Raw genomic sequence first — 24198 nt, 5'->3', positions numbered from 1 at the left:
GTCATCCCTTCACCGCCCCGGTGAGCCCGCCGACGATGCGCTTCTCCGCGAGGAGGAAGAACACGAGCGCCGGGATCATCGCGAGCGACGTGTACGCCAGAACGGCGCCGGTGTCTTGCGAGTACTGGGTCGAGAATTGGGTCACTCCGAGCGGCAGCGGCCACAGCTCCTGCGGCAGCGTGCCCGTCGAGATCACGAGCAGCGGCAGGAGGTAGCCGTTCCAGCTCGCGACGAAAGCGAGGATGCCGACCGTGATGAGGCCTGGCTTGGCGAGCGGGAGGAGGATCCGCCAGAAGAACCCGAGGCGTGTGGCGCCGTCGATCATGGCGGCCTCTTCGAGTTCGTCGGGGATCGCGCGCAGGAACGGCACCAGGATGATGATCGTCGTGGGCAGCGCGAACGCGATGCCGGGGATGATCACGCCGAGGTAGGTGCCGTGCAGGCCGAGCGTGCGCAGCAGCAGGGTGAGCGGCAGTGCGGCGACCGTGAGCGGGAACATGAGCCCGGCGGCGAACAGTGTGTAGAGGCCCTCGCGGCCCTTGAAGTCGTACCGGGCGAGGACGAACGCGGCCATGATGCCGGCGATCACGACGCCGGCCGTCGTGGCGACGGCGAGGACCGTGCTCGCGAACAGGTTGCCCCAGAACCGCGGCGAGCCGAGCACGGTGACCCAGTTCTGCAGGGTGAACGGGTCGGGAAGACCCGCGGGGTTCGCGTTCAGGTCGGCGGTGGTGCGGAACCCGCCGAGGAAGACGTAGAGCACGGGGCCGACGGCGACCGCGGCGACGACCAGCGCGACGAGGTAGACGAACGGCTGGCCCCAGTCGAACCGGCGCCCGGCCGGCTCGGCGGCGCGCGGCGAGCCGGTGACGATCGTGGTGGTGGCCGACATGTCAGCGGGCTCCGTTCGTGAGGGCGCCCTTGAGGTCGCGCCGCAGCGCGAAGCGCTGGTAGATGAGGGCGATGACGAGCGAGATGACGAAGAGGATCACGGCGATCGCGCTGCCGTAGCCGGGCTGGCCGGCGAACTGGCCCTGCTGCACCATGTAGGTCGCCATCGTCTCGGTGGCGATGCGCCGCACCGCGGGGGCGACCGTCACCCAGACCATGTCGAACACCTGCAGCGAGCCGATGATCGAGAGGAAGGCCCAGATGCGGATCGTCGGGCCGAGCAGCGGGATCGTGATGTGGCGCTGGATCTGCCACCAGCTCGCGCCGTCGATCTGCGCCGCCTCGGCGAGCTCCTCGGGGATGCCCTGCAGGCCCGCGAGGAACAGCAGGATCGCGAAACCGATGTACTTCCACGTCAGCACGAAGAAGATCGTCCAGAGCGCGACGGCCGGGTCTGCCAGCCAGTTCTGCGCGAAAGCCCCCAGGCCGATCATCTCGAGCGTCGCGTTGACCGCGCCGTTCGGCTGCAGGATCAGCTTGAACGCGAGGCCCGCGATGACCTCGGCGAGGACGTACGGCACGAAGATGAGGAGGCGGAAGACGCCGCGTCCGCGGAGCGGACGGTTGAGCAGCAGCGCCACGGCGATCGCGATCGGGCCCTGCACCAGCAGCGACATCACGAGGATGAAGAACGTGTTGCCGATCGCCTTCTGGAACTCGGGGCTGGTGAGCGCCCGCACGTAGTTGTCGAAGCCCACGAACCGGCCGGAGTCGGCGAGGTTCTCCCACTGGAAGGCGGGCGGGAGGTTGAAGAAGCTGTAGACCGCCGCGAGGAGCACCGGCAGGATCACGAAACCCACGAACAGGATGAGCGCGGGCGAGACGAACAGGAGGATCTCGAGGCGCTTGCGCGTCGAGCCGCGCCGCGGGCGGCGCACGGGAGTGGGGCCCGGGCCCGCGGTGACCGCGGGCCCGGGGGTGGTGAGTGTCGCCATGATCTACAGGGTCGCCGCCGCGTCCTGCATCTTCTGCACGATCTCTTCGGGGGTGCCGGTGCCGGCGAAGAGGTTGACGATGCCTTCGTTCATGGCGTTGCCGACCGTGGTGCCGAAGGCGGTGTCGAGCCAGAGCTGGACGAAGGATGCCTCCGCCAGGCCGTCGGCGACCATCTTGAGGTTCGCGTCTTCGAGCGACGCCTGCGCCGCCGGGACGGTCGGGATGCCCGAGCCGCTGGCCGCGAACTTCTTCTGCACGTCCTCGCTCATGATGAATGCCAGCAGCTCCGCGCACTCCGGTGGGGCGTCCGCCGAGCAGCCGAAGCCGTCGCCACCACCGAGCGCCGCGGTCGGGTCGCCGTCCGCGCCGTCGATGCCGGGCATCGGGAACCAGCCGAGGAAGCCGGGAACCTGCTGATCGGGGGTGAGCCCGCCGATCGTGCCGGCGTTCCAGTGGCCCATGAGCTCCATCGCGGCCTGGCCGTTGGCGACCATGCCCGCCGAGCTGCCGGCACCCTGCTGCGCGGGGGTGCCGAGGAAGCCGTCCTGGAACGGCTCGATGCCGAGGAACTCCTGCAGCCCGGCGCCGGCATCGACGAAGCACTCGTCGCTGAAGTCGAACTCGGTCTCGGCGGCGGCGAGCGCCTCCGGCGAGCAGGACTTGAGGGCGAACTGGTACCACCAGTGGGCCGCGGGCCACGCGTCGCCCGCACCGACGGCGATGGGCGTGATGCCGGCGTCGCGGAGCTTGCCGACCGTGTCGACCAGCTCGTCGAAGGTCGCGGGGACCTCGGCGCCTGCCTGCTCGAACAGGTCGGTGTTGTACCAGAAGCCCTCGATGCCGAACGTGAACGGGACGCCGTAGGTCTTGCCGTCGACCTGCCACGGGTTCGCGGTCGCGCCGACGCTCGTGATGGTGTCGGCGATCGCGTCGTCGAGCGGCTGGAGGTAGCCGTTCTCGACCTGGTCGCGAAGCTCGCCGCCCGGCCACACCTGGAACAGGTCCGGCGGATCGCCCGCGGCCAGCGCGTTCGGGATCAGCGTGCGCTGCAGCTCCTCGTTCTGATAGCCGGTCTGCTCGACAGTGACGCCGGGGTGCGCCTCTTCGAACTCGGCCGCGACCTCTTCCCAGACGGCGGGGAGCGGACCCGACGTGGCGTTGTGCCACCACGTGAGGGTGACGCCGTCGCCGTTGTCGCCTTGGTCACCGCCGCCGGCACAGCCCGCGAGCACGCCGGTCGCCAGAGCGGCGGCAGCAACCCCGGCGAAGACGCGCATCCTGCTGCGTGTGTTCATCTTCGAACCTCTCGAAAGTTTCGACATCTACGTCGAAAGTGATGTGGACGTGGCAAGAGTACGAGCAATCGGATTTGAGGTCAAGAGCAACAAATTACGTTCGAGCAACAGCGCGGGCCCTACAGTGAGACGGATGAGCGATCCGTCACCGGCCGAAGGCGTCCGCCAGCGCAACCTCGCGCGGCTGCTGCGCCTCGTGCACCTCGAGGGACCGGTGTCGCGCGCGACGCTCACCGAGGCGACCGCCCTCAACCGCTCGACGATCGCCGACCTCGTCGGCGAACTCGTGCGCGAGGGACTCGTCGTCGAGCGCGCGCCCGACCCCTCACGCCGCGTCGGTCGCCCCTCCCCGGTCGTCGCCGCCGACGAACGCGTCGTGGCGATCGCGGCGAACCCCGAGGTCGACGCGCTCACGATCGCCGCCGTGGGCCTGGATCGCGGCATCCCGCTCCGCGAACGCATCGATCTCGACCACCTGCTCACGCCCGCTGAGACCGCGCAGCTGATCGCCGAGCGGGTCGCGCTCTGGCACGCGGGTGCGCTGGCGGACGCGCGTGTCGTGGGTGTGGGGCTCGCCGTACCGGGCCTCGTGCGCGCGGCCGACGGGCTCGTGCGCAACGCGCCGCACCTGCGCTGGACCGACGCGCCGCTGCGCGACCTCGTCGCCGAGGCGACCGGGCTGCCGACGACCGTCGGCAACGACGCCACGCTGGGCGCGATCGCGGAGCACCTGTTCGGCGCGGCAGCCGGCTTCGACGACGTCGTGTACCTCAACGGTGGCGCGAGCGGCATCGGCGGCGGAGTGATCGTGCACGGGATGCCGCTGCTCGGCGCCGGCGGCTACACCGGCGAATTCGGGCAGAACCGTCCCGGCATCGCCTCCGAGGCCGATCGCCGCGCCGGGAACGGCGTGCTCGAAGATGAGGTCAGCCGCGCCCGGCTGCTCGCCGCGGTCGGGATGCAGGCGGCCGACGAGCCCGCCCTCGCGGCGGCGCTCGGGGCCGCGGGCACCGGGGCTCGCGAGGAGGTCGCGCGGCAGCGCCGCATCCTGTCGACCGCCCTCGCCAATGCGGTCAACGCGCTGAACCCGGCGGTGGTGGTGCTCGGCGGGTTCCTCGCGACGATCGCCGCGCCCGACGTGCCGGGGCTGACGGCGCTGGTGCAGGACCAGGCGATGTCTGCCAACGCCGAGGACCTCGAGATCCGCGTCGCGTCCCTCGCCGAGGACCGCCTCCTCATCGGCGCCGCCGAGGCCGCCTTCGCCGACCTCCTCCGCGACCCCACCGCCTGACCGCCTCGGGCCCTGACCGCCTCGGGCCCTGCCCCACCGCAGGCTCTGAGCCCGAGGCATCCATCGCCCGCGGTTCTCCTCCTCCCCTTCGACAGGTCAAAGACGAGGAAGGGATGCCGCGAGCCGGCGTCAGAGGCTGCGCCAGGCCGCCGCGCTGGTCAGGGGCACGAGAGACGGCCGCTCCACCGTCGTCGTCAGCGACTCGCGCGCACCCGAGGCGGCCGACGCGGCGAGCGCGGTCATGATCTCGAGCACGTGCAGCGCCATGGCGCCGCTCGCACGCCCGTCGCCCGCGACCAGGTCCAGCAGCCCGATGCCGCGCCCGGAGTCGACGTACCCGGCTGAGGGCTCGAGCGTCTCCCACGATCCGCCGCGCGCGTGCAGCCGCACATCGCCGGCGAAGTTGTTCGGGTCGGGAACGAGGAGCGACCCGTCGACGCCGTGCACCTCGATCGGCGCGGCGGTCGAGCGAACTCCATCGAAGCTCATGGTCACGGTCGAGATCGCGCCCGACGCGTGGTGCAGGATTCCGGTGAGGTGCGTGTCGACCTCGACCGGCACACTCTCCCCCGCCCGCGGGCCGGACCCGATCGTGCGCTCGTCGCGGGACCGCGACGACGCTCCCGACACCGCGGTCACGGGTCCGAGAAGCTGGACGAGCGACGTGACGTAATACGGCCCCATGTCGAGAAGCGGCCCGCCGCCCTCGCGGTAGTAGAAGTCGGGCTGCGGATGCCACGACTCGTGGCCCGCCGAGACCCACATCGCCGACGCCGACACCGGCCGGCCGATGCGCCCGCCGTCGATCGCGGCCCGGGCGGTCTGCACGCCGGTGCCGAGCACCGTGTCGGGCGCACCCCCGACGCGGACGCCCGCGGCGGTCGCAGCATCCGTGATCCGCGCAGCATCCGCGAAGGTCGCCGCGAGCGGCTTCTCGCCGTAGACGTCCTTGCCGTGCGCGATGGCGGCGAGCGCGACCTCCGCATGCGCCGCGGGGATCGTGAGGTTCAGGACGGTGCGGATGCTGCGATCCTCGAGCAGCTCGCCGGTCGTGAGCGCGCGGCACCCGGGGATGCTGTCGGCCGCCGCCTCGGCGCGGGCCACGTCGAGGTCGGCGACGGCCGCGATGCGCACGCTCGATGCCGGGAGCAGCGTGTCGAGGTACTGACGCGAGATGACGCCGAGCCCGACGATTCCGATGTCGGTCACCGCGCGGCCCACAGCAGCCCCCGCTCGATGATCGTGCGGACGTTCGCATCCTGCAGCACGTCGAGGCCGTGCCCCGGGGTCGAGACGAAGACGCGGCCCTGGCCCCAGTCGCGCGTCCACACCGCGGGCGAGACGATCGGCCGATGCCATGGGTGGTAGGGCTGCACGGGGTGCGTCGTGGTCGCGAGCACGTCGATGAGGTCGTCGTGCAGCACCCAGTACTGCTCGGTCGTCAGCGTGAAGTCGTCGAGGCCCGCCATGATGTCGTGCGTGCGGCCGAGCTCGGTGAGCTCGACGGTGTAGTCGAGGTAGTTGTCGGTCTGGTCGCCGTGCACCTCGTCGGGGTGCTTGGACGGGTGGGTGGCGAACTGGCCGCCCACGAGCTGCAGGTAGTCCGAGCTCGCGCGGAACGAATCGGCGATGCCGCCGTGCCAGCCGGCGAGGCCGGTGCCCGCCGCGACGGCGTCGCGGAGGCCGCGGATCGCCTCGTGCGACGCCTGCGACATCGTGACGGACTGCAGCACGAGGTCGACGGTCGCCATGCGGTCGGCGTCGGCGTACACCTGCGGGTCGTCCTCGATGGTCACGTCGAAGCCGCTGGAGCGCAGGAACGGCAGGAACAGGTCGGTCGCCTCGATCGGATGGTGGCCGTCCCATCCGCCGCGGACGACGAGGGCGGTACGGGTCATGCGGGGGTCCCTTCGGGGTCTGCGCCGGAAGATACCGGCGTGAGGATGCTGTCGTGGGCGGCGCTCTGCTCCACGGCGGCGAGGACGCGCTGCACCTGCGTCGCGTCGGCGAAGCTCGGCGACACCGGGATCTCGCCGGCGACCGCGCGCACGAAGTCGACGGCCTGGTGCGCGAACAGGTGCTCATAGCCGAGCCCATGGCCTGCGGGCCACCACGCTCCGGCATATGGATGCTGCGCCTCGGTCACCTGCACGCGCCGGAAGCCCTGCGCGACATCGGCGGCGGCGTCGTACACCTCGAGTTCGTTCATGCGCTCGAAGTCGAACGCGATCGCGCCGCGGTCGCCGTTGATCTCGATGCGGTTGGCGTTGCGGCGCCCGGTCGCCATGCGGGTCGCCTCGAAGACGCCGAACGCGCCGCCGTCGAAGCGGGCGGTGAACGCGGCGGCGTCGTCGACGGTCACCGGGAGCCGGTCGGACGTGTCGGCGGCAACCCCGCCGAGCCCCTCGACCGCGGAGCGGCGAGGGCGCGACGTGACGAATGTGCGCATGGTGGCCGAGACCGCGGTGATCGCTTGGCCCGCGAGCCACTGCGCCGTGTCGATGCTGTGCGCGCCGATGTCGCCGAGCGCGCCGGAGCCCGCGCGGTCGCGATCGAGCCGCCACGTGTGCGGCGAGTCGGGGTCGCTCAGCCAATCCTGCAGGTACTGCGCGCGCACGTGGCGGATCTCGCCGATGCGCCCATCGGCGATGAGCCGGCGGGCGAGCGTCAGCGCCGGCGTACGGCGGTAGCTGAAGCCGCACATCGCGACGGCGCCGGACCGGACGGATGCTGCGGCCGCAGCATCCGTCATCTCCCGCGCTTCGGCGACCGAGTTCGCAAGCGGCTTCTCGCACAGCACGTGCTTGCCGGCGGCGAGTGCTGCGAGCGCGATCTCGGCGTGGGTGTCACCGGGCGTGCAGATGTCGATCACGTCGATGTCGTCTCGCTCGACGGCTTCGCGCCAGTCGACCCCGTGCTCCGGCCACTCCCAGCGCGCGGCAGCCTCGGCCGTCGCGTCGGCGCGGTGGCCGACGAGGAGCGCGCGCTCCGGCGCGAGCGGGAGGTCGAAGAAGTGCGGCGCCGTGCGCCAGGCCTGCGTGTGCATGCGGCCCATGAAGCCGGTGCCGATCAGCGCGATCCGCAGCGGCGATGTCTTCGTCGTCATCGTGGTTGCCCTTTCCCGACCACAGACGATGCCATCGGTGCTCGCGCCGGTCGAGGATCTTGCGCAAAACTGGTCGCATGCCCGCTCGTGTGACCCTCGCCGCCGTCGCGGCCGACGCGGGCGTGAGCGTGGGCACCGCCTCGCGGGCGCTGTCGGGACGCGGCGACCTCGCCCCGGCGACGCGGCGCCGGGTGCTGGCCGCGGCTCGCGCGCTCGGGTACACCCGCGACCCGGCCGCCGGCGGGCGCCCTCCCGGCACCGCGCGCCTCGTCGACCTCGTGCTCGGCTGGTTCCACACCGCCTACTCCGACGAGGTGACCGCGGGTGCCCGCAGCGCGGCCGCCGCCGCGGGCTACGACCTCGTGCTGACCGAGGAGCGCGACACCCCCGACGACGACTGGCCGATGCGGATCCGCCGGCGCGGGTCGGCGGGGGTGGTGCTCGGACTCATCTCGCCGACGGCATCGCAATTGGCCGCGATCACGGATGCGGAGATCCCGGTCGTGCTGATGGATCCGCAGGCGGAGACCTCCCGGGGACTCACCAGCGTGCAGACGACCGACCGCGACGGCGGGTTCGCGGCGGCGACCCACCTCGCCCAGCGCGGCGCGACGCGGTTCGCCATCCTCCTCGGCTCGCCCCCGTACCGCTACGGCCGCGCGCGGAACGCAGGCTTCCGCGAGGGCCTGCGCCTGGCCGCCCCCGGCGCCGACCTCGTCGCACTGCAGGCGGAGTGGGGCGGAGCCGCGGCGCGCGAGGCCGCGCTCCCCCTGCTGCGGGGTCTGCGGCCGGGCGAACGGCTCGGCATCTTCGCGTGCACCGACGAGATGGCGGCCGGCGTGTACTCCGCGGCTGCCGCGACCGGGCGCCGCATCCCCGACGACGTGCTCGTCGTGGGCTTCGACGACCTGCGCGGCGCGCGGTGGTTGACGCCGCCTCTCACGACCGTGCGGCAGCCGATCCGCGAGATGGCCGCGGCCGCCGTGACGACCCTCTCCGACGCCGCGGCCGGCGCTCCGCTGCCGACCTCGCCGATCGTGCTGCCGACCGAGCTCATCGCCCGCGGCTCCACCTGAGGATCCGGACGGACCGCTGGCCGCAGCATCCGTTCCGGACGAAACGTCGCATGTCGACGCGCGCGGCGCGCGAGTAGCGTGGGAGCACGTCCGACGGAAGGCTCCACATGTCCACTACCGCGCAGTCCGTGACCCGACGTCCTGCCCGCAGCGACGCCGAACTGCAGCAGATGGCGAAAGACCACCTGTGGATGCACTTCGCCCGCCAGTCCGTGATGACCGACGGACCGGGCGTGCCGATCATCGTCAAGGGCGAGGGTCACCACATCTGGGACTCGCAGGGCAAGCAGTACATCGACGGACTGGCCGGCCTGTTCGTCGTCGCCGCGGGCCACGGCCGCCGCCGGCTCGCCGAGGTCGCCGCGAAGCAGGCCGAGCAGCTCGCGTTCTTCCCTATCTGGTCGTATGCGCACCCCGCCGCGATCGAGCTCGCCGACCGGCTCGCCGACTACGCGCCGGGCGACCTCAACAAGGTGTTCTTCTCCACCGGCGGCGGCGAGGCCGTCGAGACGGCGTTCAAGCTCGCGAAGTACTACTGGAAGATCCAGGGCCAGCCCACCAAGCACAAGGTGATCTCGCGCTCGGTGGCGTACCACGGCACACCCCAGGGTGCGCTCGCGATCACCGGCATCCCGGCCATGAAGTCGATGTTCGAGCCGGTGACCCCCGGCGGCTTCCGGGTGCCGAACACCAACTTCTACCGCGCCGACGACATGGGCGCGCCGTCGGGGAGCCTCGAGGAGTTCGGCGTGTGGGCTGCCGACCGCATCGAGGAGATGATCCTGTTCGAAGGCCCCGACACGGTCGCCGCGGTCTTCCTCGAGCCTGTGCAGAACTCGGGCGGCTGCTTCCCGCCGCCTCCCGGCTACTTCCAGCGCGTGCGCCAGATCTGCGACAAGTACGACGTGCTGCTCGTGTCGGACGAGGTCATCTGCGCCTTCGGCCGCATCGGCCACATGTTCGCGTGCGACGCCTACGGGTACGTCCCCGACATGATCACGTGCGCGAAGGCCATGACCAGCGGCTACTCGCCGATCGGCGCCACCATCGTGAGCGACAAGATCTACGAGCCGTTCGCGCACGGCGACCGCGCGTTCTACCACGGGTACACCTTCGGCGGTCACCCCGTCTCGGCCGCCGTCGCGATGGAGAACCTCGACATCTTCGAGGAGGAGGGCCTCAACCAGCACGTGCGCGAGAACTCGCCGCTGTTCCGCTCGACTCTCGAGAAGCTCACCGACCTGCCGATCGTCGGCGACGTGCGCGGCGACGGGTACTTCTTCGGCATCGAGCTCGTGAAGGACAAGGCGACCAAGGAGACCTTCGACGACGACGAGTCCGAGCGGCTGCTGCGCGGATTCCTGTCGAAGGCGCTGTTCGACGCCGGCCTGTACTGCCGCGCCGACGACCGCGGCGACCCCGTCATCCAGCTCGCCCCGCCCCTCACGATCGGGCCGAAGGAGTTCGACGAGATCGAGCAGATCCTGCGCAGCGTCCTCACGGAGGCGTGGACCAGGCTCTGACGCCGCAGAGCACCGGACACCGGAACCGCGAAAGGGTGGATTTCGGCACGCGCGACGTGCGGAAATCCACCCTTTCGCGGTTCCTGACGACCGGGGATATGGTTGGCGCGTGGGCACGATCTACTACGGCGGCGGCGCGATGCCGATCCATATCGAGGACCGCGCTCTGGCGCACCTGAAGGTCGTCATCGCGACGAAGCTGCGACGCGACGAGAGCTTCACGGTGTCGTGGAAGCACCCCGACGACCAGCCGCGCGGTCGCAGCACCATCTGGCTGCATCCGTCGATCCCGCTGCGATTCGTGTTCGACGATCCCGAGCCCACGGAGCTCAGCCGCGAGTGGATCGAGGAGCTCGCCAACTCGGCCAGCTCGACCGGCGGCATCATGCTGGTCGCCGAGCACTTCGACACGGGCCCCATCCCGGTGGCGGGCGAGGACGGTGACGCGCCGGATGTGGCGCTCGGCAACGTCGACGTCGATCACCTGGACGTGGAGCGCCTGACCGTCGGCGGCACCGAGGTGACGCCCGACGACGTCAGCGGCTAGGGCTCAGCCCTCAACAGGCGGCGGAGTGTCGTCGTCCTCCGGTTCCGGAAGGATCGCGAGCCCGTTGGGCCCGCTGGCCGAGAGCATCAGCGCCTCGACCCAGCGGCGGTTGATGCGCGGCTGACGGCTGCCGAAGAAGTGGAACTGGATCGGCACCGAGGGGTGGATCCAGAAGCTCCGCCGGCCGCTGCCGTCGCCGATCTCGACGTCGAACATGAACGGCTCGGAGCGGCGCAGCTTGTTCATCATGACGATGCGCAGATGCGCCAGCGTGCGGTCTTCGATGTCGACCGAGTTGGCGTTGGTGTCGTAGATGAACCGCCCCATGCCAGGAGCCTAGTGCCGGATCAGCAGCGCGCGAATGCCTGATCAGCGCGGTGCGAAAGCCGCCGCGAACAGCGCGCGCGCACGGCGTGCGACGGCCGGCCGCTGCGGCGGCTCCGCGCGCGCGAGTTCGGTCGCCAGCATCCCGGTCGCGAGGGTCACGTCCTCGGTCTCGATATGGGCTCCGATGCGGCCGGCGGCTCGATCGCGCGCGACGAGACGCTCCACGAGCGCCTGGAATCGCGCGCCCAGGGACGCGACCCTGCGGTCGGAGAGGTCCGCGGTGATCAGCTCGATGAACGCCGTCGACACGACGGCCTGATCGACCACGCGGTCGAGCAGATCGTCGATCGTGCGATCGGGCGACGCCGTGTACTCCTCGAGGTCGCGGACGTTGTCTTCGAAGACGGCGACGGCGAGGGCGGTGCGGTCGGGGAAATGACGGTACAGGCTTCCTTGCCCGACTCCGGCGCGCTTGGCGACGGCGCTGAAGGGGGCCTGCAGGCCTCCTTCGGCATAGACCTCGCGGGCAGCGGCGATCAACGCCTTGCGGTTGTCGGCTGCTGCGGCGGGGCCTCGGTTCTGGCGAGGGAGCGCACGGGGGGATGCGGTGCTCGGCACGGGTGTAGCCTAGTACCGGACAAAGTTGTCCGGTAGGAGCCGCCCCGAAGGATCCTCATCCCCCGGACCCGCAGCCCCGCTGAACTGCATGAAGAAGGGAAAGAAATGAGCACCACCACCACTCCCCTGACCGGAGCATCCACCATCCAGACCTGGCTCGACGATCCCGCCGGCGGCGCCGCGCTGCGGGGCCTGCTCGCCCAGGGCGGCCAGAGCGCCGAGGCCCTCGCGCCCATCGCCGGCCTCCCGATCAGCAACCTCGTCGCGATGAGCGGCGGTGCCTTCCCGCAGGCCGCCCTCGACGCGCTCGTCGCACAGGTCAACCCCGACGGCGTCCCCGCCGAGGCCGATGCCGCCGCCGAGACCCCGAAGGCCGAGTGGGCCGAGAAGGTCACCTCCGGCCGCTTCACGGGTCAGACCGTCATCGTCACGGGCGCCGGTTCCGGCATCGGCCGCGCCACCGCGTCGCGCGTCGCGCGCGAAGGCGGTCGCGTGGTCGCCGTCGATGTCAGCCAGGAGCGCCTCGACGAGTTCGTCGCCGCGCACGCCGGCGCCGATGTCGTCGCCCTCACGGCCGACATCACCGACGACGAGGGCGTGGCCCGCATCGTCGAAGCGGCGGGCGAGCGGATCGACGGACTCGCGAACATCGCCGGGATCATGGACGACATGACCCCGGTCGGCGACGTCACCGACGCCGTGTGGGACCGCGTCTTCCGCGTGAACGTCACCGGCACGATGAAGCTCATGCGCGCCGTCATCCCCGCCATGCTCGCGCAGGGCGGCGGCTCGATCGTGAACACCTCGTCCGAGGCATCCCTTCGCGGTTCCTCCGCCGGTGCCGCCTACACCGCGTCGAAGCACGCGGTCGTCGGCCTCACCAAGTCGAGCGCGTTCATGTACGGCCCGAGCGGCATCCGTGTGAACGCCGTCGCACCGGGCGCGGTGATCACCAACATCGAGGCGAAGTTCAACTCGCCGCTCGGCGCCGACCGCGTGCGCGCCGGCATGGCCGTCATGACGCCGCCCGTGGCCGCCGACCGCCTGGCCGCGTCGATCACGTTCCTGCTGAGCGACGACGGCGTCAACGTCAACGGCCAGAACCTCGCGAGCGACGGCGGCTGGTCGGCCGCCTGACCCGCCCCACGACGCCCCGGCGGGCCCGGCCCTCGGGTCCGCCGGGGCGTCGCGCGAAGTCCGGACATCGCGACGCCCCCGCGGGCCCGAACCGCCGAGGCGTCGCGCGAAGTCCGGACATCGCGGACGAACCCCGCACCAGGCGCTGCGACGTCCGGACATCGCACCCGAAGACGGGTGGTGACGGATGCTGCGACCCAGCGGGCTGCACCGGGGGCGCGGCATCCGTTTCCCCCGCTAGAAAGGCCAGACTATCGGGACGTACCAGACCGCGATCACGAGGAAGAACAGCGCGAGCGGAACGCCGAGCTTCCAGTAGTCGCCGAAGCGGTAGCCGGCGGGCTCCATCACCATGAGGTTCGCGGGCGTCGCGATCGGGGTCAGGAACGCGGCCGCACCCGCGACGGTCAGCGCCATCATGAAGGGCTGCACCGAGAGGTCGAGCGACTGCGCGACCGAGATCGCGATGGGCGCGACGATGAGCACCGTCGCGGTGTTGCTGATGAGCTGCCCCAGCACCACGGTGAGCCCGCACAGGGCGAGCAGCGCGACGTGCGGCCCGGCGTCGCCGAGGACCGACAGCATCCAGTTCGCCACGAGGTCCGCCGTGCCGGTGCTGATGAACGCGGTCGACAGCGGGATCATGCCGGCGATGAGCACGATGGTGGTCCACGAGATCGAGTGGTACGCCTGCGTCACCGTGACCGTCCGGGTGAGCACCAGGGCGCACGCGGCGAGGAGCGCCGCCACCGCGGGCGGAACCAGCCCCGTCGCGAGCAGCAGGATCATCGCGAGCAGGATGCCGATCGCGCGCTTCGCGCCCTTGCCGAGCGGAACCGATCGGCGCAGCTGCGCGGGATCGTCGACCACGAGAACGCCGGGATCGTTCGTGCGGCGCGTCAGGTCGTCCCACGCGCCCTGCAGCAGCAGGGCGTCGCCGGCCTGCACGACGAACTCGGTGCCCTTGAGCTGCTCGTCGCCGCGGCGCGCCGCGAGCACCACCAGGTCGCCGTCGGGCGTCGTCATTCCGGCGCACACGTGCTTGCCGATGAGCGGCGAGCGCGGCGCCACGACCACCTCGGTGACGCCGGTCTCGGGCCCGAGGAGGACGCCGGTGTCGAGCGTGAGCGAGTACTGCTGGCGCAGCAGGCGCGCATGCCGCACGAGGTCGAGCGGCATCAGTGCGCCCTTGCGCTCGGGAACGAGAGCCCCGCCGGCGAGGAGGATCGCGACAGTTCCGAGGAGCACCGGGATGCCGACCAGCGCGAACTCGAAGAATCCGAACTCGCGCCCGCCCGCGCTCGCGGCGAAGTCGGAGACGATGATGTTGACGGGCGTGCCGGTGAGCAGCAGCAGCGACCCCGCGGATGCGGCGAACGCGAGTGGCATGAGAAGCTTCGACGACGCGACGCCCGCGCGGGCGGCGACGACCACCACGAGCGGCAGCAGTGCGGCGACCGCGCCGTTGATGCTGATGAGGGCGGTGAGTCCGGCGACGAGCAGCGCGATCACGATCAGGAGGGTCGTTCGCTTGGTGCCGGCGCGGCCGATCACCTTCTGCCCCGCCCACGCTGTGACGCCCGTGGCGTCGAGCGCCTCGCTCACCACGAACAGTGCGGCGATGAACAGCACCGTCGGATCGCCGAACCCCGCGAGCGCCTCCGGCAGCGTCAGCACGCCGGTGAAGAAGAGGGCCAGCGCGACGCCGATCGCCACGATCCCGATCGGCACGCGGTTGCTCACGAATGCGATCACCGCGAGCACGAGGATGACGAGCGTTGCGGTGACGGGGTCCACCCGCCCAGCGTAGCCACCGCCCTCCCGGGGACGGGGGATGGGCATCCCTGGGCCTGTGTCCTCACCGCTTCGACAGGTCAACCGGGCCTCGACCGGAGCGTTTGCGCGGGACAACTCCTACGGAACCGCGGTTGACCTGTCGAACGGGAGGGGAGACGGATGCTGCCGCCCGCGGCCGCGCGGACCTCAGCCGCGGAGGGTCGCGAGGCCCGCCACGTCGTAGGCGAGCTCGACGGCCTCGAAGAGCGCGGCGTCGATCGTGCGGGGCGCGAACGCGTCGCCGATCACGACGACACGTGGAGAGACGGATGCCTCGGCCGCAGCATCCGGCACCAGACCGGGGATGGCGACCGAGGCGCGGGGTTCGATCGCGACGACGGCGTCGACGCCGCGGACCGCATCCGCCACGCCGGTCAGCGCGTCGCGCGCGGTCACGGCGCCGGGTTCGATGCGCTCGACGCGGTGCGCGACGCTCCGGCGGAAGCCGCCCTGCGCGCCGAGGCGCTCGAGCAGCAGCGGCCGGTCGTACCCGGCGCCGATGTGCGGGAACACGGTCTCGAAAGGCGTGATCAGCTCGAGCTCGTCGACGCGTTCGAGCAGCGTCAGCACGATGCCGGCCGCGTAGGCGGTGCCGTCGGCATCCACGACCGCGATCCGACGGCCGAGCGGGGCGCCCGACACGGCGGCGAACGCGTCGATCGTGCCGTCGGCCGGGAACCCGCCCACATACGCGCCACCGAGGGCGAGCGAGGTCGTCGCCGGCGCGACGGCGCCGGTGGCGACCACGATGCCGTCCGCCCCGAGCCCGCGCAGCGTGTCGGCCGTCGCCTCGACGTCGAGCCGCACGTCGACGCCCACCGCTGCCAGGTCGCGCTCGAGGTCGTCGACCAGCAGACCGACGCTCTCCCGTCCCGGAACGCGCCGGGCGAGGCGCAGCTGTCCGCCGAGTGCGTCCGATCGTTCCAGCAGCGTGACCGCGTGCCCGTCGGTCGCGAGCTCGACGGCGGCGCGCATTCCCGCCGGCCCGCCGCCCACGACAACCCAACGCTGAGGCGACGCCGCGTGCGGCCGCTCTCCGCGCTCGAGTTCGCGGCCCGCCAGCGGGTTCACGGTGCACGACATCGCGAGTCCGCGACTGCCGCGGCCGAGGCATCCCTGATTCAGGCGGATGCAATGACGGATGCCGCGCTCCCCCGTATCGACGGGCTCGAGTCCGAGCAGCTTGCGCCCGAGATCCGGGTCGGCGATCTGCGCGCGCGTGAGCGCGACCATGTCGGCGACGCCGGAGGCGACGACCTCCTCGGCCTCCTCGACCGAGCGGGCGGCGCCGACGCCGAACACCGGCACGTCGGGGTTCGACACTTTGACCGCGGCGACGTCGTCGCGCAGCCACGCGTACGGCATGGGCGACGACGGGAAGACGTAGTGCACGTTGTGGTAGCCGCCGGCAGCGAGGTCGAGGAAGTCGATGCGGGCCTCTTGCCTCAGGCGCGCGATGACCTCGCGCATGCCGGCGCCGTCGATCCCGTCCGGGTGGAACTCGTTCGCCACGATGCGGATACCCACGGTGAAGTCGTCACCCACCCGCGCGCGCACCGCCCGCAGCACCTCGCGCGGGAACCGCGTGCGGCCCTCGAGATCGCCGCCGTACTCGTCCTCGCGGGCGTTGTAGAGCGGCGAGAGGAACTGGTGCAGCAGGTACCCGTGCGCCATGTGGATCTCGACGCCGTCGAACCCGCCGTCGCGGGCGTGCTCGGCCGACAGCGCCCACCCCTCGACGAAGGACGCGATGTCGGCGTGGTCCATCGCCCGAGTCGCGTGCCCCGTCGACGGCGAGATCAGCCGCGACGGCGCGTACACCGTCCGCTGCCCGTCCGGCCCGTCGGGCTGCGCCTGCGCCCCATGGTGGTTCAGCTGCACGAAGATCTTCGCACCGGCTTCGTGCACAGCATCCGTCATGCTCTTCGAAGCGGCGACCCCCTCGGGGCGATACGCATCCTCGAAGCCCCGGATCGACCCGGTCGGGTGCACGAAGTGGTTGCCGGCGACGAACAGCCCGCAGCCGCCGAGCGCGCGGCGCACGTAGTACGCGGTCTCGCGGTCGGACTCGACGCGGTCGGAGTACTGCTTCGAGTGCGCCGTCTGCATGATGCGGTTCGGCACGGTGACTCCGCCGATCCGCAGCGGCTGCGCGAGGACGGAGGATCGGACACCGGGGCTCGCGGTCATGCCCCCGAGCCTACGTTCGTCCCCCACCCCGTTGACTTGGAGAGAACGGCTTGCCGCACGCACGCGCGGCACCGCGAGCCGCTCGAGTGGACGCAGTCAGAGCCCGGAAAGCGCCTGGTCGAGGTCGGCGAGGAGGTCCGGGGCAGACTCGATGCCGACCGAGAGGCGCACGACCTCCGGCGGGACGGCGAGCTCGGTGCCGCGCACCGAGGCGTGGGTCATCTCATCGGGGTAGTTCATGAGCGACTCGACGCCGCCGAGCGACTCGGCCAGCTGGAACAGGCGCGTCGACTCGGCGAAGCGACGTGCGGACGCGGCATCCGCCAGGGCCACCGACACGATCCCGCCGAACCGGCTCATCTGCCGGGCGGCAAGTTCGTGGCCAGGGTGCGAGGCGAGACCCGGGTAGTAGACGCGCGCGACCGAGCCGTGGCCAGAGAGGAACTCCGCGATCTCCTGCGCGTTCTCGCTGTGCCGCTGCATGCGGAGGGCCAGCGTCTTGATGCCGCGGGTCGTGAGCCACGCATCGAGCGGCCCCGAGACCGCGCCGACAGCGAACTGCAGGAACTTCACCTCGGCGTACAGGGCGTCGTCGTTCAGGACGAGCGCGCCGCCGACGACGTCGGAGTGCCCACCGAGGTACTTGGTCGTCGAGTGCACGACGACATCGGCGCCGAGGGCCAGCGGCTGCTGCAGCGCGGGCGACGCGAACGTGTTGTCGACGACGACCAGGGCACCGGCGTCGTGGCCGAGCTGTGCGAGCCCCGCGATGTCGGTGATGCGCAGCAGCGGGTTGCTCGGCGTCTCGACCCACACGATGCGCGCCGGGCGCTCCTCGAGGGCCGCGCGCACCGCGTCGAGGTCGCTCATGTCGACGACCCGCACACCGACGCCCCACCCGCCGAGCACCCGAGCGATGAGGCGGTACGTGCCCCCGTACACGTCGCTGCCGAGCAGCACCTCGTCGCCGGGCTTCAGCGCAGCGCGCAGCAGCGCGTCCTCGGCGGCGAGGCCCGACGCGAACGACAGCGCGTGCGCCCCTCCCTCCAGCGCGGCGAGCTGGGTCTCGAGCGCGGTTCGCGTCGGGTTGCCGCTTCGCCCGTACTCGTACCCCTGGCGGAGTCCGCCGATGCCGTCCTGCGCGTACGTCGTCGAGAAGTGCACCGGCGGGATCACCGCGCCCGTCGTCGGGTCGAAGGCCTGCCCGGCATGCACCGCCCGGGTCTCGAAGCCGCGGTCGTTCGTGGAGTCGGTCACTCGGGTGCTCCTTCAGTGGGGGTGACGGATGCCGCGGGGCCGGTGTGCGCGCCGGGCGCGGCGGTCGCGACATCGAAGCCGTGGTCGTGCATCCAGCCGTCGTCGTAGAACCGGTTGAGGTAGCCGCGGCCGTGGTCGGGCAGGAGGACGACCACGACGGCGTCGGCGGGAAGGTCGCGGGCCGTCCGCAGTGCGGCGACCACGGCCATGCCGCTCGATCCGCCGACGAGGAGACCCTCCTCGCGGGCGAGGCGGCGCGTCATCTCGAAGGTCTCGGCGTCGGAGACGCGGTGGATCTCGTCGGGCACGGACGGGTCGTAGCTCTCGGGCCAGAAGTCCTCGCCTACGCCCTCGACGAGATAGCCGTGGATGGGACCGCCGGAGTAGATCGACCCTTCGGGGTCGGCCCCGACCACGCGCACCGCGCCGTTCGACACCTCGTGCAGGTAGCGGCCTGTGCCGGTGATCGTGCCGCCGGTGCCGATGCCGGCGACGAAGTGCGTCACCCGTCCGTCGGTGTCGCGCCAGATCTCGGGGCCGGTCGTCTCGTAGTGGCTGAGCGGGCCGTTCGGATTCGCGAACTGGTTCGGCTTGAACGCGCCGGGGATCTCGCGCACGAGCCGGTCCGACACGCTGTAGTACGACCGCGGGTCTTCCGGCGGCACGCTCGTGTCGGTCACGACGACCTCGGCGCCGTACGCCCGCAGGACATCGACCTTGGGCCCCGCGAACTTGTCGGGGACCACGAAGATCATGCGGTAGCCGCGCTGCACGGCGACCAGCGCGAGGCCGACGCCGGTGTTGCCGCTGGTCGGCTCGATGATCGTGCCGCCGGGCTTCAGGAGGCCGTCACGTTCCGCGGCATCGATGATGCGGCGGGCGATGCGGTCCTTGGCGGAGCCGCCGGGGTTGAAGTACTCGACCTTCGCGAGCACCGTCGCGGCGATGCCGTCGGTGACACGGGTCAGCTGGACGAGGGGGGTGTTGCCGACGAGGTCGGCCACGCTCTGGGCGTAACGCACGTTGTGTCCTGGTGTGTTGCCGCGCGGGTGCGCGGGAGGTTGTCGGGGTCGCGGAAGTCTGTGTGAAGCGAACGCTTCACCGACAGGGGCGACAACACCGACAGGTCAACACGTGCGTCAGTCTATGGGGCCGGGCGGCACCGCGTCGAGACGCGGTGTCACCAGGTCGCGACGTACTCCGAACGGCGGACGAGCGCGGCCTGCTCGACAAGCGGAAGCGAGCGGTCGACGGCTTGCACGACGCGACGCGCGACCTCGGGTGAGGTGAGCTGGTAGTCGACGAAGTCGCTGTTCGACGCATAGACGCCGATCGGCAGGGTCAGCGCCTGGAAGAAGCCGAACAGGGGCCGCAGCTGGTGCTCGATGATGAGCGCGTGCCGCTCGCCGCCGCCGGTCGCCGCGAGGAGCACCGGCGTGCCCACGAGGTCGTACTGGCCGACGAAGTCGAACAGGTGCTTGAACAGCCCGGTGAACGACGCCCGGTACACCGGACTCGCCACCACGAGCAGGTCGGCGGACTCGATCGCCTGCAGGGCGGTCTCGACCTCGGGAGCGACTTCCTCGCGCGTGAGCGCGCCCGCGAACCCAGCGCCGAGCGCGGCGACCTCGATGAGCTCCGTCTCGGCCGGGATGCGCTCGGCCACGCTCGCGAGAATCGTCCGCACCAGCGCGGTGGTGCGGCTCGGCTCGTGGAGCGAGCCCGATACGCCTACGACGCGCAGCGGACGGTCGGCGATGGTCCGGACGGCGGGTGCTTCCCGCAGCACCTCGGTCATACCGGCACCACGTCCAGCGACGGTGCGGGGCCGACCGCGGCCAGCCGGCCGCGCGAGCGCGACCACTGGCTCCACGACCCGGGGTAGACCACCACGTCGATGCCGGCGAGCGCTCCTGCGAGCGCCGTGTGCGTCGCCGCGATGCCCGAGCCGCAGTACGCCGCCACCGAAACGCCGTCGACGACGCCCGCGGCCGCGAACTCGGCACGGATCTCGTCGGGCGAACGGAACTTGCCCGCGGTCAGGTGCACCGTCGTCGGAAGGTTCACCGCACCGGGGATGTGTCCGCCGACCGGGTCGAGCGGTTCGGCGTCGCCGCGGTAGCGCTCGGGCGCGCGCACGTCGAGCAGCAGACCGTGGTCGGGCCACTCCTCCACGCCGTCGATGTCGGCGACGCCCTCGGTGATCTCGTCGAGCACGACATCCCCCGGTGGCCGGGGCAGCACATCGCCCGTCTCGAGCGGGAGTCGCTCGGCCAGCCAGCCGCGCAGGCCGCCGTCGAGCACCCGCACATCGGCGAGCCCGGATCGCGTCAGCACCCACCACGCGCGCGCGGCGGCGACCGAGTGCACGTCGTCGTACGCGACGACGGTGTCGCCGTCGCGAATGCCCCACCGCCGCGCCGCCGCCTCGAGCCGCTCGCGAGGCGGCAGCGGATGGCGCCCCTCACGCGGGTCGCCGCGGCGCGCCAGCTCATGGTCGAGGTCGACGTAGACCGCGCCGGGCAGGTGCCCGTCGAGGTACGCCGGCCGACCCTCGGGCTGGTCGAGCCGCCAGCGCACGTCGAGGATCCGCGGCGGGGTGCCGCTGCGGATCAGGTCGGCGAGCTCGGTCGGCGAGATGAGTGGGGAAGGCATGCGGCCATGCTCGCCCGCCCGCGGACCGCGTGGGATGTCGTGACGACACACGCCGCGACACGACGACACGGAGCGTCACACGCGGTCATACGCAGTGTCACCGGGACGCCGTCACGGGCGCGGCGACGGCACCGCACGCACGGAGTGTCTCGATGCGAATCCGGGTCGGGCCGGGCGCCGGGCCATACGATGCGGCAAGAACCGATGGAGGAACGGATGCCGCACCCTCGCGCGACACGTGAATCCCGGGCTCCGCGGGGTCCCCGCGCAGCTCGGCTGCTCGCAGCGATCGCCCTCGTAGCGGGCCTCACGCTCCTCGCCGGATGCGGGAACGGCGGGATCCCGCTTCCGACCACGCTTCCGACAAGTCTGCCGACGAACCTGCCGACCCGGACGGCGTCCCCCGAGCCCACCGACGAGCCGACGCCGGAACCGACGCGGATCCTCCCGACGCGCTCCCCCGCCCCGACGCCGGAGCCGACGCCGGAGCCCACCCCCGAGCCGACGCCCGAGCCGACCGTGGTGCCGGAACCCACGCCCGAGCCCACGACGCCCGTGCCGGTGCCCACTGCGGTGCCGGAGCCCACGGCAACTCCCACGCCCGAGCCGACGGCGACTCCGACACCCACGCCGTCACCCACTCCGACGGCGACGCCGACGCCGTCGGTGACACCGTCGCCCACGGCGGAGGCGGGCGACAACGCCGCCGCACCGATCAACTGGGTGCCGTGGGTGGTGTTGGTGGTGCTGCTCGTCGCGGCGGCCGTGATCTACCTCATCGTGCGCCGCCCGCGGCCGAAGCCGCCGACGGAGACCTAGGCCGGGCTCAGCCGCGGAGGGCGAGGGCGAAGGGGAGCACCTCGGTCGCGCCCGCGCGACGGAGCTCGCGGGCGGCGACGGTGAGGGTCCAGCCGCTGTCGACGCGGTCGTCGACCAGGAGCACGGGTCCTGCCGGAAGGTCGAGCCCGGCCGCCGAGAACCGACCCCAGACCCCCGCGACGCGGAAGGCGCTGTTGCCGCCCGGCTGCCCGCTCGGGCCGCCGTCGACGAGGTCGAGCGTCCCGAGGAACGGCAGCCTGCCGATCTCGGCGATGCCGCGCGCGAGCGAGTCGACGAGCTGCGGCTTCGTCCGCGAGGGCATCGCGACGACCGCGACAGGGCGGCTCTCCCAGCGCCAGTCCGCGAGCACCCGCACGCACGCGCCGAGCACGTTCTGCGGCACGGGCGCGTCGGGGGCTCCCGCGGCGAAGAGGTCGCGGAGCGCACCGCCCCAGCCGAGGTCGGTGAGGCGTGCGAGCGCGCGTCCTTCCGTCGCCTGCTCGCCCGCGGCGATGCGGCCCTTCACCGCAACGCCGAGCCGGTCGGCCCCCGTCGGCCATTGCCGCCTCGGCTCGATCGGCACGCCGACGCGGTCGAGGGCGGCGGCCGCAGCATCCGTCGCGCCCGACGCGATCGCCGTGGGGAACCACGGGCCCGCGCAGTTGTCGCAGCGGCCGCAGGGCGCCGCGGTGTCGTCGTCGAGTGATCGCTGCAGGAACTCCATGCGGCAGCCGCGGGTCTCTTCGTACTCGATCATGTGCTGCTGCTCTGCGACGCGCTCGGCCGCGATGCGGCGGTAGCGGTCCTCGTCGTAGGTCCACGGCTCGCCGGTCGCGATCCACCCGCCACGCACGCGACCCACGGCCCCGTCGACGTCGAGCACCTTCAACAGCAGCTCGAGCGGCGTGCGGCGGATGTCGACGACCGCCTCGAGCGCCGGGGTCGACATGGGCCCGCCCGCGGCGGCGAGCGCGGCGAGCACCCGTTCGGCGCGGTCGCGATCGGGCATCGAGGCGGTCGCGAAGTAGTGCCAGATCTCTCGGTCCTCCACACCGGGCAGCAGCAGCACGTCCGCCGAGTCGGTGGCGCGGCCCGCGCGGCCCACCTGCTGGTAGTACGAGACCGGCGATGACGGGGCGCCGAGGTGCACCACGAAGCCGAGGTCGGGCTTGTCGAACCCCATGCCGAGCGCGCTCGTCGCCACGAGCGCCTTCACACGGTTGTCTTTGAGGAGCGCCTCGGACTCCTCGCGCTCGTCGGTGTCGGTCTGCCCGGTGTAGGCGCGGACGTCGTACCCGCGCTCGCGCAGCAACCGCGCGGTGTCGTTCGCCGCCGCCACGGTCAGTGTGTAGATGATGCCCGACCCGGGGAGGTCGCCGAGGTGGCTGATGAGCCACGCCAGCCGGCTCGGCGAGTTCGGCAGGCGCAGCACGCCGAGCCGCAGCGACGCCCGCGCGAGCGGACCGCGGATCGTGAGTACGCCCGCGGTCGCGGCATCCGTCTCCGCAATGCCGGCGTCGAGCTGCTCGGCGACATCGGCGACGACGCGGCTGTTGGCGGTCGCGGTGGTCGCGAGCACCGGCACGCCGGCCGGCATGCGTGCGATGAGGTCGCGCAGACGCCGGTAGTCCGGGCGGAAGTCGTGCCCCCAGTCGCTGATGCAGTGCGCCTCGTCGACGACCAGGAGGCCGATGCGGGCGACGAGCTGAGGCAGCTGCTCGTCGCGGAACGAGGGGTTGTTGAGGCGCTCGGGCGACACGAGCAGCACGTCGACCTCGTCGCGGTCGAGCTGGGCGAGCACGTCGCCCCACTCGTGCGCATTCGTCGAGTCGATCTTCACGGCGCGCACGCCGGCGCGCGCGGCGGCGGCGATCTGATCCCGCATGAGGGCGAGCAGAGGCGACACCAGCACGGTCGGTCCCGCGCCGCGCCGCCGCAGGAGCAGTGTCGACACGAAGTACACGGCCGACTTGCCCCACCCGGTGCGCTGCACCACGAGCGCACGCCGGCGATCGTCGACGAGCGCCTCGATCGCCTCGAACTGCCCCTCGTGGAAGTCGGCATCGTCGCGGCCGACGAGGGTGCGCAGCACGTCGAGGGCTTCGGTGCGGGTCGTGGTCGTCGCTGTCACCCCACCACCTTGCCCCATGCTCCTGACACCCGGTTCCCGGCCCGTGCTACCGTGGCCGCGACGAAGGGGGTGCGCGTGGCCGAGAACCTCACCGCGGTGCTGCGCCTCGTCGTCGAGCTGCTCGCCGCAGCCCTCCGCCCCGCCGCCGACCTCCTCGGCGCCGCAGCCCGCTCACTGGGCGAAATCGCGCCGGCATCCGACCCGCAGACCGGCGCCCTCGTGATCGCCGTCGCGGTGGTCGCGGCGCTCGCGCTCCTCGCCGTCGCGATCGCCGTCCTCTTCTCCCCCGTTCGGGCGATCGCCACCGCGGCGCATCCGCGCCGAGCGATCGCCGACGCGACGCGGCTCACCGCGTCCCACCCCGACGCTCCGGGACACTCCCGTCCGCGCGCCCCGGGTTCCGCGGCCCTGGCCGCGTAGCCCCGACGCCCGTTCCCTCGAGGACCGCACGCCGGTGCCTTCGTGGCCGCACGCCACGAATCGACACCGACGAACGGACACTC

At 72.0% G+C, this 24198-nt stretch carries 21 protein-coding genes and 1 pseudogene; 7 read left to right on the top strand and 15 right to left on the bottom strand.

Annotation, left to right across the window (positions count from 1 at the left end):
* Window position 1: 1 nt before the first annotated feature.
* Genes ACVN90_RS02435 through ACVN90_RS02425 form a run of 3 tightly spaced genes read right to left on the bottom strand, consistent with a single transcriptional unit; the run spans window position 2 to window position 3182 of the window.
* The gene (locus ACVN90_RS02435) at window positions 2-892 is read right to left on the bottom strand and encodes a carbohydrate ABC transporter permease (RefSeq protein ID WP_475100609.1); all 891 of its coding nucleotides are present in this window, start codon (window positions 890-892) and stop codon (window positions 2-4) included.
* Between the two features lies 1 nt (window position 893).
* Entirely contained in the window at window positions 894-1886 is a 993-nt protein-coding gene (locus tag ACVN90_RS02430; protein WP_475100608.1) for a carbohydrate ABC transporter permease, read from the bottom strand.
* Between the two features lie 3 nt (window positions 1887-1889).
* Window positions 1890-3182 carry an ABC transporter substrate-binding protein gene (locus ACVN90_RS02425; protein WP_475100607.1) on the bottom strand — a complete coding sequence of 431 codons (1293 nt, stop codon included), beginning with the start codon at window positions 3180-3182 and terminating at the stop codon, window positions 1890-1892.
* Window positions 3183-3315: 133 nt separating this feature from the next.
* Between ACVN90_RS02425 and ACVN90_RS02420 the strand changes: the two genes are divergently transcribed.
* On the top strand, window positions 3316-4473 hold the full coding sequence (locus tag ACVN90_RS02420) for an ROK family protein (protein ID WP_475100606.1): 1158 nt from the start codon (window positions 3316-3318) through the stop codon (window positions 4471-4473).
* Between the two features lie 129 nt (window positions 4474-4602).
* Here ACVN90_RS02420 and ACVN90_RS02415 read toward each other — a convergent pair whose 3' ends face one another.
* From ACVN90_RS02415 to ACVN90_RS02405, 3 genes are read right to left on the bottom strand one after another with little or no spacing between them, the layout of a single operon-like run.
* Window positions 4603-5682, bottom strand: a complete 1080-nt coding sequence (locus ACVN90_RS02415) for a Gfo/Idh/MocA family protein (protein ID WP_475100605.1) — start codon at window positions 5680-5682, stop codon at window positions 4603-4605.
* Entirely contained in the window at window positions 5679-6371 is a 693-nt protein-coding gene (locus ACVN90_RS02410) for a ThuA domain-containing protein (RefSeq protein WP_475100604.1), read from the bottom strand. Before ACVN90_RS02410 ends, ACVN90_RS02415 begins: the two co-directional genes overlap by 4 nt.
* Window positions 6368-7579: a Gfo/Idh/MocA family protein gene (locus ACVN90_RS02405; protein WP_475100602.1), complete on the bottom strand. Its 1212-nt coding sequence runs from the start codon at window positions 7577-7579 to the stop codon at window positions 6368-6370. The genes ACVN90_RS02410 and ACVN90_RS02405 overlap by 4 nt, the downstream gene beginning before the upstream one ends.
* A 77-nt stretch (window positions 7580-7656) precedes the next feature.
* Here ACVN90_RS02405 and ACVN90_RS02400 point away from each other — a divergent pair, with 77 nt between their 5' ends.
* The 3 genes and pseudogenes from ACVN90_RS02400 to ACVN90_RS02390 all read left to right on the top strand — a co-directional run.
* Window positions 7657-8655: a substrate-binding domain-containing protein gene (locus ACVN90_RS02400; protein ID WP_475100601.1), complete on the top strand. Its 999-nt coding sequence runs from the start codon at window positions 7657-7659 to the stop codon at window positions 8653-8655.
* A gap of 107 nt (window positions 8656-8762) precedes the next feature.
* On the top strand, window positions 8763-10178 hold the full coding sequence (locus ACVN90_RS02395; RefSeq protein WP_475100599.1) for an aspartate aminotransferase family protein: 1416 nt from the start codon (window positions 8763-8765) through the stop codon (window positions 10176-10178).
* 109 nt (window positions 10179-10287) lie between these two features.
* Window positions 10288-10596 (top strand): annotated as a pseudogene (locus ACVN90_RS02390) (DUF7882 family protein); the annotation flags it as partial.
* Window positions 10597-10728: 132 nt separating this feature from the next.
* On the opposite strand, the gene ACVN90_RS02385 reads toward ACVN90_RS02390, so the two are convergent.
* Window positions 10729-11052 (bottom strand): DUF7882 family protein, encoded by a 324-nt coding sequence (locus ACVN90_RS02385; protein WP_475100598.1) that lies wholly within the window; start codon window positions 11050-11052, stop codon window positions 10729-10731.
* A 42-nt stretch (window positions 11053-11094) separates the two neighbouring features.
* The gene (locus ACVN90_RS02380) at window positions 11095-11670 is read right to left on the bottom strand and encodes a TetR/AcrR family transcriptional regulator (RefSeq protein WP_475100597.1); all 576 of its coding nucleotides are present in this window, start codon (window positions 11668-11670) and stop codon (window positions 11095-11097) included.
* Window positions 11671-11775: 105 nt separating this feature from the next.
* Here ACVN90_RS02380 and ACVN90_RS02375 point away from each other — a divergent pair, with 105 nt between their 5' ends.
* Window positions 11776-12807, top strand: a complete 1032-nt coding sequence (locus tag ACVN90_RS02375) for an SDR family NAD(P)-dependent oxidoreductase (RefSeq protein WP_475100596.1) — start codon at window positions 11776-11778, stop codon at window positions 12805-12807.
* Window positions 12808-13044: 237 nt separating this feature from the next.
* Here ACVN90_RS02375 and ACVN90_RS02370 read toward each other — a convergent pair whose 3' ends face one another.
* The 6 genes from ACVN90_RS02370 to ACVN90_RS02345 all read right to left on the bottom strand — a co-directional run bounded on the left by ACVN90_RS02370 (window position 13045) and on the right by ACVN90_RS02345 (window position 20745).
* Window positions 13045-14604 carry an SLC13 family permease gene (locus tag ACVN90_RS02370; protein ID WP_475100595.1) on the bottom strand — a complete coding sequence of 520 codons (1560 nt, stop codon included), beginning with the start codon at window positions 14602-14604 and terminating at the stop codon, window positions 13045-13047.
* A 186-nt stretch (window positions 14605-14790) separates the two neighbouring features.
* Window positions 14791-16833 (bottom strand): oxidoreductase, encoded by a 2043-nt coding sequence (locus ACVN90_RS02365; RefSeq protein WP_475100594.1) that lies wholly within the window; start codon window positions 16831-16833, stop codon window positions 14791-14793.
* A 96-nt stretch (window positions 16834-16929) separates the two neighbouring features.
* Window positions 16930-18090, bottom strand: coding sequence for a cystathionine gamma-synthase (locus ACVN90_RS02360; RefSeq protein ID WP_475100593.1), 1161 nt, complete (start codon window positions 18088-18090; stop codon window positions 16930-16932).
* Window positions 18087-19112, bottom strand: coding sequence for a pyridoxal-phosphate dependent enzyme (locus ACVN90_RS02355; RefSeq protein WP_475100592.1), 1026 nt, complete (start codon window positions 19110-19112; stop codon window positions 18087-18089). The genes ACVN90_RS02360 and ACVN90_RS02355 overlap by 4 nt, the downstream gene beginning before the upstream one ends.
* A gap of 158 nt (window positions 19113-19270) precedes the next feature.
* Window positions 19271-19888 carry an FMN reductase gene (gene msuE, locus ACVN90_RS02350; RefSeq protein WP_475100591.1) on the bottom strand — a complete coding sequence of 206 codons (618 nt, stop codon included), beginning with the start codon at window positions 19886-19888 and terminating at the stop codon, window positions 19271-19273.
* A complete protein-coding gene (locus ACVN90_RS02345) occupies window positions 19885-20745 on the bottom strand; it encodes a sulfurtransferase (RefSeq protein WP_475100590.1) in 861 nt (286 codons plus the stop codon). The genes msuE and ACVN90_RS02345 overlap by 4 nt, the downstream gene beginning before the upstream one ends.
* Window positions 20746-20961: 216 nt before the next feature.
* Here ACVN90_RS02345 and ACVN90_RS02340 point away from each other — a divergent pair, with 216 nt between their 5' ends.
* Window positions 20962-21564 (top strand): hypothetical protein, encoded by a 603-nt coding sequence (locus ACVN90_RS02340; protein WP_475100589.1) that lies wholly within the window; start codon window positions 20962-20964, stop codon window positions 21562-21564.
* 7 nt (window positions 21565-21571) lie between these two features.
* On the opposite strand, the gene ACVN90_RS02335 is transcribed toward ACVN90_RS02340, so the two are convergent.
* On the bottom strand, window positions 21572-23713 hold the full coding sequence (locus tag ACVN90_RS02335) for a DEAD/DEAH box helicase (RefSeq protein ID WP_475100588.1): 2142 nt from the start codon (window positions 23711-23713) through the stop codon (window positions 21572-21574).
* A gap of 57 nt (window positions 23714-23770) precedes the next feature.
* Here ACVN90_RS02335 and ACVN90_RS02330 point away from each other — a divergent pair, with 57 nt between their 5' ends.
* On the top strand, window positions 23771-24115 hold the full coding sequence (locus ACVN90_RS02330; protein ID WP_475100586.1) for a DUF6412 domain-containing protein: 345 nt from the start codon (window positions 23771-23773) through the stop codon (window positions 24113-24115).
* Window positions 24116-24198: the final 83 nt, after the last annotated feature.

This window comes from Microbacterium sp. F01 (genome assembly GCF_056156365.1).
This window is presented reverse-complemented; position numbering and strand designations above follow the sequence as displayed.